The organism is Nocardia farcinica, from assembly GCF_029867845.1.
GTDB lineage: Bacteria > Actinomycetota > Actinomycetes > Mycobacteriales > Mycobacteriaceae > Nocardia > Nocardia farcinica_A.
Genome location: NZ_JARWRU010000665.1, coordinates 1 through 11483 on the forward strand (window position 1 = coordinate 1; position 11483 = coordinate 11483).

General features: G+C 71.8%; 6 protein-coding genes. 2 read left to right on the forward strand and 4 right to left on the reverse strand.

The annotated features are described in order from the left end of the window. From QH283_RS14675 to QH283_RS14690, 4 genes are all read right to left on the reverse strand, one after another. The coding region (locus QH283_RS14675; protein WP_280503555.1) for a non-ribosomal peptide synthetase at positions 1-6134 on the reverse strand (6134 nt) is incomplete at its 3' end. Between the two features lie 352 nt (positions 6135-6486). After that, positions 6487-7251 (reverse strand): precorrin-4 C(11)-methyltransferase, encoded by a 765-nt coding sequence (cobM, locus tag QH283_RS14680; RefSeq protein ID WP_280503556.1) that lies wholly within the window; start codon positions 7249-7251, stop codon positions 6487-6489. A gap of 59 nt (positions 7252-7310) precedes the next feature. Continuing rightward, positions 7311-7736: a PPOX class F420-dependent oxidoreductase gene (locus QH283_RS14685; protein ID WP_280503557.1), complete on the reverse strand. Its 426-nt coding sequence runs from the start codon at positions 7734-7736 to the stop codon at positions 7311-7313. 10 nt (positions 7737-7746) lie between these two features. Next, positions 7747-8379, reverse strand: a complete 633-nt coding sequence (locus QH283_RS14690) for an SACE_7040 family transcriptional regulator (protein ID WP_280503558.1) — start codon at positions 8377-8379, stop codon at positions 7747-7749. 171 nt (positions 8380-8550) lie between these two features. On the opposite strand from QH283_RS14690, the gene QH283_RS14695 reads away from it, so the two are divergent. Further along, positions 8551-10146: a carboxyl transferase domain-containing protein gene (locus tag QH283_RS14695; RefSeq protein ID WP_280503559.1), complete on the forward strand. Its 1596-nt coding sequence runs from the start codon at positions 8551-8553 to the stop codon at positions 10144-10146. 5 nt (positions 10147-10151) lie between these two features. After that, positions 10152-11483: acetyl-CoA carboxylase biotin carboxylase subunit (locus tag QH283_RS14700; RefSeq protein ID WP_280503560.1), on the forward strand; the 1332-nt coding region annotated here is incomplete at its 3' end.

The window sequence follows — 11483 nt, forward strand, 5'->3', positions numbered from 1 at the left end:
GGCACCATGTAGGCGGGCAGCCTGCGCCGCAGCGCGGTCTTGACCTCCTCGGCGTCGATCTGCTCCGGGTCGCGGGCGCCGACCACGTAGGCGACCAGCTGATCGCCCGCCACGGTGTCGATGACCAGCACCGCGGCCTGGGTGATGTCGTCCTGCTCGAGCAGCGCCGACTCGATCTCGCCGAGCTCGATGCGCTGGCCGCGGAACTTGACCTGGAAGTCGGTTCGGCCGATGTACTCGAGCACGCCGGTGCCTGCCACACCCGAGCTGCGGATGTCGGCGACCACCGAGCCGGAGCCGTCGTGCGGGTGGCGGTTCCAGCGCACCAGGTCGCCGGTGCGGTAGAGCCGTTCGCCGGGCCCGCCGAACGGGTCGGCGACGAACCGCTCGGCGGTCAGGTCGGGACGGCCGTGGTAGCCGCGCGCGATCTGGGCGCCACCCAGATACAGCTCACCCGCGACACCGGCGGGCACCGGGCGCAGCGCCTCGTCGAGCACGTAGGCGCGCGCGTTCCACACCGGGCGGCCGATCGGCACCGAGGTGGCGTTCGCGCCGACCCGCCACGAGGTGGCGTTGACGGTGAACTCGGTGGGGCCGTACAGGTTGAGCACCGCGGCCGGGCTGAGCCTGCGGAACAGCGCGACGGTCGCGGGTGTGAGCGTCTCGCCGCCCACGAAGACCGCGCGCAGCGAGGTGCATTCGGCCGCGGGCGCGGTCGAGGCGAAGACCGCCAGCAGCGACGGCACGAACGAGGTCATGGTGACCTGGTGCCGCCAGATCACCTCGGACTGGTACAGCGGGTCGCGATGACCGTCGGGCGCGGCGATGATCATCTCCGCGCCGACCATCAGGGTCGCGAACAGCTCCCACACCGAGGCGTCGAAAGTGAACGGCGTCTTGTGCAGCACGACGTCGGTTTCGTCGATGCCGCTCTCGGCGATCTTCCACGCCATCTGGTTGAGCAGCGCGGCATGGCTGACCGCGACGCCCTTGGGCCTGCCGGTGGAACCGGAGGTGTAGAGCACGTAGGCGGTGTTCTCCGGGCGCAGCAGGCCGCGCCGCTCCTCGGCGGCGATCGGAGCCTCGGAGTAGCCGTCCAGGTCGACGGCGTCGACCCGGACCACCGGGCAGGCGGCCGGGTCCTGGCTGCGCACGTCGTCGCCGGTGGTGGTCAGCAGCACCACCGGGCGCGCGCCCGCCAGCACGTAGTCGGTGCGCTCGGCCGGGTGGTCGGGGTCGATCGGCACGTAGCCACCGCCGGCGGCGACGGTCGCGTACACCGCGACGAGCATGTCGATGGAGCGGCGGATGCCGACCGCGACCAGCTGATCGGGGCCGACGCCCAGCTCGATCAGCTTGCGCGCCAGGCGGTTGACCCGCGCGGCGAACTCCGCGTAGGTCAGCTCGCCAGCCTGCCCGTACTCGCCGTCGGAGCGGTCGCCCGGATCGAAGACCAGGGCGGTGGCGCTCGCGCGGCGGCGGGCGGTCTGCTCGAAGATCTCCAGCACCGAGGTGACCGCGGGCACCTCGTGCGCGGTGCGGTTCCACTCGGCGAGCACGCGCCGCTGTTCGGCGGGCTCCATGATCTCGATGTCGCGCACGGCGACCTCGGCGGAGGCGGCGACCGCGCGCAGCACGCGCAGGAAGCGGTCGTTGAACTCCTCGACGGTGCTGTCGTCGAACAGGTCGGTGGCATACGACAGCGCGGCGGTGATGCCCGCCGGATCGCCCGCCGACGAACGCTGCTCGGTCAGCGTCCACAGCAGGTCGAACTTGGCGATCGGGACCTCGACCTCGGCGGCGCTGACGGTCAGGCCGGGCAGCTCGAGGGTGCCGTGCGCCATCTCCTGGAACGACAGCATGACCTGGAACAGCGGGTGACGCGCCTGCGAACGGGTCGGGTTGAGCACCTCGACCAGCCGCTCGAAGGGCACGTCGGCGTGCGCGAACGCCTGCAGGTCGGTTTCCCTGGTGCGGGCGAGGAATTCGGTGAACGGCTCGCCGCCGTCGACCCGCGAGCGCAGCACCAGGGTGTTGACGAACATACCGATCAGGTCGTCGAGCGCCTGCTCGCCGCGACCGGCGATCGGGGTGCCGATGGCCACGTCGGAGCCGCCGGACAGCCTGCCCATCAGCACGGCGAGGGCGGCGTGCAGCACCATGAACAGGCTGACGTTCTGCGCGCGGGCCAGCGCGACCAGCTCGGCGTGCAGCTGCGCGTCGATCTCGAAGTGCGTGGTGGCGCCGCGGAAGCTCTGCACCGGCGGGCGCGGGCGGTCGGTGGGCAGCTCGATCTGGTCGGGCAGCCCGGCCAGGGTGCGCCGCCAGTAGGCGATCTGGCGCGCGGCCATCGACTCGGGGTCGGACTCCGCGCCGAGCAGCTCGCGCTGCCAGACGCTGTAGTCCTGGTACTGCACCGGCAGCGGCTCCCAGCGCGGGGCCTGGCCCTGGGCGCGGGCCAGGTAGGCCGCGGCCACGTCCCGCGAGAGCGGGCCGAAGGAGAAGCCGTCGGCGGCGATGTGGTGCACCACGAAGGCGACCGCGTAATCGGGGGTGCCGTTGGCCGAGCCGCCGGTCACGGTGAAGATGCGCACCCGGATCGGCAGCTCGCGCGAGACGTCGAAGCCGGTGGCCGCGAATCCGGCCAGCACCGAGGGCAGTTCGGCCTCGTCGATGGCCTGCACGCCGATCGCCAGGTTGATCTCGTCGTCCGGGACGACCTGCTGGTAGGCGCCGTCGCCGGACTCGGGGAAGATGGTGCGCAGCGATTCCTGGCGCGCCATCACGTCGTTGAGCGCGGCCTTCAACGCGTCGATGTCGACCTGGCCGCGCAGCCGGACCACGAACGGCAGGTTGTAGGTCGGCGCGGCCGGGTCGAACTGGTTGATGAACCACATGCGCTGCTGCGCGAGCGACAGCGGCACCCGGTCGGGTAGTTCCCTGGCGACCAGCGGCGGGCGCGCGGCCTCGGTGCCCGAGGCGGCCTCGGCGCGCGCGGCCAGCCCGGCCACGGTGGGGGTCTCGAACAGCGTGCGCACGCCGATGCGGGTGTCGAACGCCGCCCCGACGCGCGCCACCACCTGGGTGGCGACCAGCGAGTTGCCGCCGAGGTCGAAGAAGTTGTCGTCGATGCCGACACGCTCCTGGCTGAGCACGTCGGCGAAGATGCCTGCGACGATCTGCTCGGCGGGCGTGCGCGGCGCGCGGTAACCGGCGTCGGTGGCGAAGACCGGCTCGGGCAGCGCCTTGCGGTCCAGCTTGCCCGAGGTGTTGAGCGGGAACGCCTCGAGCACCATGACCGAGGCGGGCACCATGTAGCTCGGCAGCTGTTCGGCGGCGAAGCGGGTCAGCTCGGCCGGGTCGATGCTCTGCCCCGGCGTCGGCACCACGTAGGCCACCAGCTGCTGGCCGGTGGCGGTGTCGACCACGAGCACCGCGGCCTGGCTGACCGTGGGATGGGCCAGCGCGACGGTCTCGATCTCGCCGAGCTCGATGCGCTGGCCGCGGAACTTCACCTGGAAGTCGGTGCGGCCGATGTATTCCAGGGTGCCCGCGGCGTTCCAGCGCACCAGGTCGCCGGTGCGGTACATGCGCGAACCGGCCGGGCCGTAGGGGTTGGCCACGAAGCGGTCGGAGGTCAGGTCGGGGCGGCCACGGTAGCCGCGCGCCAGCTGGCGACCGCCGAGGTACAGCTCGCCGGGCACGCCGATCGCGGCCGGGCGCAGCCGTGAGTCCAGCACGTAGACGTCGACATTCCACTCCGGGATGCCGATCGGCACGGTCACGGTGTCGGCCGGGGTGGCCTCCCAGTAGGTCACCGAGACCGCGGCCTCGGTGGGGCCGTACAGGTTGTGCAGGCCCGCGGGCTGGCCGTCGGCGCCGGTGAGGGCGCGGAACTGCGCGGCGGTCTCCGGGGGCAGCGCCTCACCGATGACGAACACCGCGCGCAGGCTGCGCACCTGCTCGGGGGTGGCGTGCGAGACGAACACCGTCAGCATGGACGGCACGAAGTCGGTGACCGTCACCCGGTGCCGCTCGATCATGTCGGCGACGTAGAGCGGGTCGCGGTGGCCGTCCGGCGAGGCGACGATCAGCTCGGCGCCCACCATCAGCGGCAGGAAGTAGCCCCACAGCGAGACGTCGAAGGTGGTGGCGGTCTTCTGCAGGTAGACGTCGTCCTCGGTCAGCCGGTACTCGTCGAGCATCCACAGCTGCTGGTTGACGATCGCGTGTTGGGTGACCGCGACGCCCTTGGGCCTGCCGGTGGAGCCGGAGGTGTAGATGACGTAGGCGGTGTTGCCCGGGCGCAGCGGGGCCGCCCGCTCCACGTCGGTGACCGGGGCGGCGGCGTAGCGCGAGACGTCGAGGGTGTCGATCTCGACTCGGCGCACGGTGCCGGGCAGGTCGAGCTCATCACCGGAGACGGTGAGCACGCAGACCGGGTTCGCGCTCTCCAGGATGTAGGCGGTGCGCTCGGCCGGGTGGTCGGGGTCGATCGGCACGTAGGCGCCACCGGCGGCCAGCACGGCGTGCATGCCGATCACCAGGTCGAGCGAGCGGCGCATGCCGAGCGCCACCAGCGACTCCGGGCCGACACCGTCGTCGATCAGGAACCGGGCCAGCCGGTTGACCCGGGCGGCGAAGGCGCCGTAGGTCAGCGTCTCGTCCTCGAAGCGCAGCGCGATCCGGTCGGGGGTGCGCAGCATCTGCGCGTCCAGCAGCGCGGTGAGGGTGGTGTCGGGCACCTCGGCGGCGGAGTCGTTCCACTCCACGAGGGTGCGTTCGCGCTCGGCCTCGCCGACCACCGGCAGCTCCCACACGCGGGCCTGGGCATCGGCGGTCAGGAAGCGGTCGAAGAACTCCAGGAAGCGGGCGTGGTGGGCGGCCGCCTCGGCGTCGGAGTACAGGTTCGGATTGGTCTCGAAGTCGATGTGCGAGCGGGTGCCCGCCACCGACTGGTAGAAGTTGACGCCGAGGTCCTCGATGCTGCCGGTGGACAGCACGTTGAACTGTCCCTCGGTGTGGCCGAGGGTGACCTCGTTGCGGAACAGCATGATGTTGACCCACGGGCCGAAGAACTCCGTGGTGACCACGCCGTCGCCCGCCGCGTCGCGGCGGATGTCCTCGTGGCGGTAGCGCTGGTGGCGCAGCGCGCCGGAGACGGCGAGGCGGACCTGTTCGAGCAGGTCGGCCACGGTGGTCTCGTGAGCGACGCGCAGGCGCAGCGGCACGATGTTGGAGGTCGCGCCGCCGGAGCGGCGCATGGCCGCGGTGGTGCGCGCGGTGACCGGCAGGCTGAGGATCACGTCCTCGGCGGCGGTCATCTGGGCCAGGTAGCCGGCGAAGGCGGCGATCAGCAGCCCGGCCGCGGAGTTGTCGTAGCGGGCGATCGCCTCGGCCAGCCTGGCGTCCTGCTCAGAGGTCAGGGCGGCGCTGGTGACGGAGTTGGCCGGGGCAGGCGGGGCGGAGCGGCCGGCGAGGCTGGAGCCCTCCTCCAGGCCGGCGACCCGCTCGGCCCAGTACTCCCTGTCGGCGTGGAAGCGGGCGCTGTCGCGATAGGCGATCTCGGCCTCGTAGAGCGAACGCAGGTCCGCGGCCTTGGACGGACTGGCCTGTGTCCCGGTCACCTGCGCGGTGTAGAGCTCGGCGATCCGGTTCATGAAGGTCATCGCGCCCATGCCGTCGAGCACGATGTGGTGGGCGCGGGAGTACCAGTACCAGCGATCCTCGGCCAGTCGCAGCGCGGCCGCGCGGATCAGACGGTCTTCGACGATGTCGAGCGGGCGGCTGTACTCCGCGCGCATCCACTCGGCGGCCGCGGCCTCCGGGTCGTCGGCGGAACGCAGGTCGACGTACTCGAGGGTGGCGTCCAACGTCGGGTCGACGGTCTGCATCGGCTCGCCGTCGCGTTCGACGATGCGCAGGAAGCCCGAGCCCATCTCCAGGCCCGCGGCCGCGCTGGCACGCTCCAGCGCGTCGAGATCCAGTTCACCCCGGATGTCGACGTACTGTGCGATATTGATCGGCACCTGCGGATCGACGTGCTGGGCGTACCAGATACCCAGCTGCGCGGGCGACAGTGGGAAGTACTCGCCACGTGCTTCGCCGTTCCCGCCGAAATCCAGCCGGTCCAACCGTAACCTCGCTTCCGGAACACCCTGCTGAGCGCTCCCCGACGACACCCGGACGCCGACCCCACGGCTGCGAGTCGTGGCGCCTGCGTCCCATGCTTTCGTTCTCGAATACTGACGTTCTAGAAATGTTCAGGCAATGAAGTTCACTGGCACTATCTGTCCACGGCCGACCTCGTTACATAGGCCTGACTGCGCCATCTACCCACCGACCGGCAGAGCCGGGACTTCCTTTGCTGACCACCGGGCCAATCTACCGTCGCCGCGGCCACGCGACCAACCACACCCCATAGCGGCAGAACATCGCCGCAGGCAGGCGTGGTCATGCCCGGTTGTCATCCCATTGTCGCGGACATCACAGGCCGGATCGCCGCGGAGATCGCTCGCGGGCGGGGTCGTAGAGATGCGAGGTGGCGCAGGCGATCGCCGGGGTCAGCGCGCGCCCGACCAGGATCACCGCGGCCTGTCGCAGCCCCGCCGCCTCCACCCGGTCGGCGATGTCGGCCAGCGTCCCGCGCAACACCAGCTCCTCGGGCTGGGAGGCGCGGTGGACGACCACGGCCGGACAGTCCTGGCCGTAGTGGCCGGCCAGCTCGTCGGCGAGCACGCGGGTCCTGGTGACGGCCAGGTGCAGCACCAGGGTGGCCCCGGTGCGGGCGAACGCGCTCAGCGACTCCGATTCCGGCATGGCCGTCGAGCGCTGTCTGGTACGGGTGAGCACCACGGACTGGACGACCTCGGGCACGGTCAGCTCGGCGCCGAGCACGGCCGCGGCCGCGGCGTAGGCGGGCACGCCCGGGGTCACGTCCCATGGCACGCCGTGCGCGTCGAGGCGGCGGGTCTGCTCGGTGAGCGCGGAGTAGAGGGAGGGATCGCCCGAGCACAGCCTCGCCACGTCCTTGCCCGCGCGGTGGGCCGCCACCAGATGTTCGGTGATCCGGTCCAGATCGAGGTGCTGGGTGTCGATCAGCTCGGCGTCGGGCGCGCAGTGCGCGAGCACCTCGGGATCGAGGTAGGTGCCCGCGTACAGGCAGACGGGCGATTCGCGGAGCAGGGTGACCGCGCGCACGGTCAGCAGGTCGGCGGCGCCCGGCCCGGCCCCGATGAAGTGCACGGTCATGGGGGTGAGTGTGGCACGGTGCGCCGGCGTGGCGGTCCCGTGGTCGCCGACGGCCCGGATCAGGCGGTCACGTCGAAGGCGGCGATCACCTTGACCGGTCGCAGCCGCACCACCAGTTCGCCGGGCACGCCGTTGCGGCGGCCGAATTCTCCGGCCCGGTCGGCGCCCATGTAGCGCGCGCCGATGGCGGTGGCGGTGCGCAGCAGCTCGCCCGGGTCCTCGGAGGTGGTGACGGTGCCCTGGATCTGCACGAACCCGTACGGCGGCTGCTCGAGGTCGACGCACATGGCCACCCTCGGGTCGCGGGCGAAGGCCTTGCCCTTGGCGGTTCGCGCGCCGGTGTTGAACACGATCTCCTCGTCTTCCACCACGAACCAGATGGGCGCGACCACCGGGCGCCCGTCGGGGGCGACGAACGCCAGCTTGCCCGTCCTGGTGCCGTAGGTGAGGAATTCGCGAACCCGGTCGTCGGAGAGCGAGGCCATGGACCTCACCCTAACTCCGCCGCGCGCCGCCGGGCGGGATCGCGAGCGCGGCGAGCGCCATGTCGCGCAGCACCGGTCTCGCGCGCGAGGCGGTCGCCGCGCCCGCGCTGTGCGGGGTGGAGTTCAGCAGGCCGAAGACCGCGTGCGCGCGCACCCTGGCCTGCTCCTCCGGCAGCTCGGGCAGCAGACGGCACAGCACGGCCACCCACACCTCGACGTACTCGCGCTGGGTGCGGCGAACCTGCCGTCTGGCCTGCGCTGGCAGGTTGTCCAGGTCGCGGTCCTGGATGCGGATGAGTTCGGGTTCGCCGAGGGCGAAGTCCAGATGGAAGTCCACCAGGGCGGCCAGCGCGGCGGCCGCGTCGTCGCGCCGGCCCAGATACGTCTCGTGGACGGCCCGGCCGCCCGCGAGCAGCCTGCGGCTCACGCCGACCAGCAACTCGACCAGCAGCGCTTCCTTGCTGGCGAAGTGCCGGTAGACGGCGGGCCCGCTGATCCCGACGGCCGCGCCCAGATCGTCGAGCCGCACGCCGAGGAACCCGCGCTCGGCGATCAGGCGCGCGCCCGCCTCGAGCAGCTGCCTGCGCCGTTCGGCTTTCAGCTGGCCTCTGCGCGTGCCGACGGCGGCCTCGGTCTCGACCACGTCTCGCCTCCCACCAGCTCGCCCGGCGCGAACCCTGGACAACTCGGTTAATGGAGTTTAACCTTTCCTTCCAGTTATCAGCGACTAACTGGAATCGCCGATCCTGGCGCTCCACCGGACCTTCCGCCGCGCTCGGGCGCGACGGACCACCCTCAGGACAAGCGAGGCGGGATGACGATCACGCAGGACGTCGGCAACCGCGCGGCGCACCGGGCGCTCACCGCGCAACTGCGGGAACGGCTGGCGGCCGCCGCGCTCGGCGGGCCCGCCAAGGCGCGTGAACGGCACGTGGCGCGCGGCAAGCTGCTGCCGCGCGAGCGGGTCGACCAATTGCTCGACCCGGGCAGCCCGTTCCTCGAACTGTCCCCGCTGGCGGCCTACGGCATGTACGACGACCAGTGCCCCGGCGCGGGCATCATCACCGGCATCGGCCGGGTCTCCGGGCGCGAGTGCGTGATCGTGGCCAACGACGCCACCGTCAAGGGCGGCACCTACTACCCGGTCACGGTCAAGAAGCACCTGCGCGCCCAGGAAGTCGCGTTGCAGAACAACCTGCCGTGCGTCTACCTGGTCGACTCCGGCGGCGCCTTCCTGCCGCGCCAGGACGAGGTCTTCCCCGATCGCGACCACTTCGGCCGCATCTTCTACAACCAGGCCACCATGAGCGCCAAGGGGATCGCCCAGATCGCCGCGGTCATGGGCTCGTGCACCGCGGGCGGCGCGTACGTGCCCGCGATGAGCGACGAGGCGGTGATCGTGCGCGACCAGGGCACCATCTTCCTCGGCGGGCCGCCGCTGGTGAAGGCCGCGACCGGCGAGGTGGTCACCGCCGAGGAACTCGGCGGCGGCGCGCTGCACTCGCGCACCTCCGGCGTCACCGACCATCTCGCCGAGGACGACCGCGACGCCCTGCGCATCGTGCGCCGCATCGTCGACACCCTCGGACCGCGTCCGGCCGTCCCCTGGGAGGTCCGCGAGCCCGTCGCGCCCGCGCTGCCCACCGAGGAGATCTACGACGTGGTGCCGGTCGACCCGCGCACCCCCTACGACGTGCGCGAGGTCATCCACCGCCTGGTCGACGGCAGTCCCGATGGCGGCAGCGGCTTCCACGAGTTCAAAGCCGAGTACGGCGCCACCCTGGTCACCGGCTTCGCCCGCATCCACGGCCACCCGGTGGGCATCGTCGCCAACAACGGCGTGCTGTTCTCCGAATCCGCCCTCAAAGGCGCGCATTTCATCGAGCTGTGCGACAAGCGCGAGATCCCGCTGCTGTTCCTGCAGAACATCACCGGCTTCATGGTCGGCCGCGACTACGAGGCGGGCGGCATCGCCAAGCACGGCGCGAAGATGGTCACGGCGGTGGCCTGCGCCAGGGTGCCGAAGCTGACGGTGGTCATCGGCGGCTCCTACGGCGCGGGCAACTACTCCATGTGCGGGCGCGCGTATTCCCCGCGCTTCTTGTGGATGTGGCCCAACGCCCGCATCTCGGTGATGGGCGGCGAACAGGCCGCCTCCGTGCTGGCCACCGTGCGCGGCGACCAGCTCGACAGCAGCGGCAACCCCTGGTCCGCCGAGGACGAGGAGGCCTTCAAGGCCCCGATCCGCGAGCAGTACGAGCACCAGGGCAATCCCTACTACTCGACGGCCCGGCTGTGGGACGACGGCGTGATCGACCCGGCCGATACCAGGACCGTGCTCGGCCTGGCACTGGCGGTGTGCGGGCAGGCGCCGCTGGAACCGGTCTCCTACGGCGTCTTCAGGATGTGAGCGCGATGACCGAGACGCACCGGAGCTTCGACACCGTCCTGGTCGCCAATCGCGGCGAGATCGCGGTGCGCGTGCTGCGCACCCTGCGCGCGCTGGGCATCCGCTCGGTGGCCGTCTACAGCGACGCCGACGCCGGCGCACGCCACGTGCGCGAGGCCGATGTCGCGGTCCGCCTCGGCCCGGCCCCGGCGCGGGAGAGCTATCTCGACATCGACAAGGTGGTCCAGGCCGCGCGGCGCACCGGCGCCGAGGCCGTGCACCCCGGTTACGGCTTCCTCTCCGAGAACGCCGCTTTCGCCGCCGCGCTGGCGGAGGCGGGCATCGTCTTCCTCGGCCCGCCCGCGCGCGCGATCGAGATCATGGGCGACAAGATCGCCGCCAAGAGCACGGTCTCGGCCTTCGGCGTGCCCGTGGTGCCCGGCATCGCCCGGCCGGGGCTCACCGACGCCGACCTGATCTCCGCCGCCGCGGAGATCGGCTACCCGGTGCTGGTCAAACCGTCGGCGGGCGGCGGCGGCAAGGGCATGCGCCGGGTGGACGACCCGGCCGACCTGCCCGCCGCCCTGGTCAGCGCGCGCCGCGAGGCGGGTTCGGCCTTCGGCGACGACACCCTGTTCCTCGAGCGCTTCGTCACCAGGCCCCGCCACATCGAGGTGCAGATCCTGGCCGACACCCACGGCACGGTCGTGCACCTGGGCGAGCGCGAGTGCAGCCTGCAACGCAGACATCAGAAGGTCGTCGAGGAGGCGCCGTCGCCGCTGCTGGACGCCGGGACCCGCGCCAGGATCGGCGCGGCCGCCTGCGACACCGCCCGCAGCGTCGACTACGTCGGCGCGGGCACCGTGGAGTTCATCGTCTCCGCCGACCGGCCCGACGAGTTCTTCTTCATGGAGATGAACACCCGGCTGCAGGTCGAGCACCCGGTCACCGAGATGGTCACCGGCATCGACCTGGTGCAGGCCCAGGTGCGTATCGCCGCGGGCGAGCCGCTCGGGCTGTCCCAGGAGCAGATCCGCCTGACCGGTCACGCCGTGGAGGCACGCGTCTACGCCGAGGACCCCGGCCGCGGCTTCCTGCCCACCGGCGGCACCGTGCTCGACCTGGTCGACCCGGCGGGACCGGGCGTTCGGGTGGATTCCGGGCTGCGGGTCGGCACCGTGGTCGGCAGCGACTACGACCCGATGCTGTCGAAGGTGATCGCGCACGGCCCCGACCGCGCCGCCGCCCTCGCCCGGCTCGACCGGGCACTTTCGGGCACCACGGTCCTCGGCGTGACCGCCAACATCGAGTTCCTGCGCTTCCTGCTCGCCGACGAGGACGTGCGGGCGGGCAGGCTC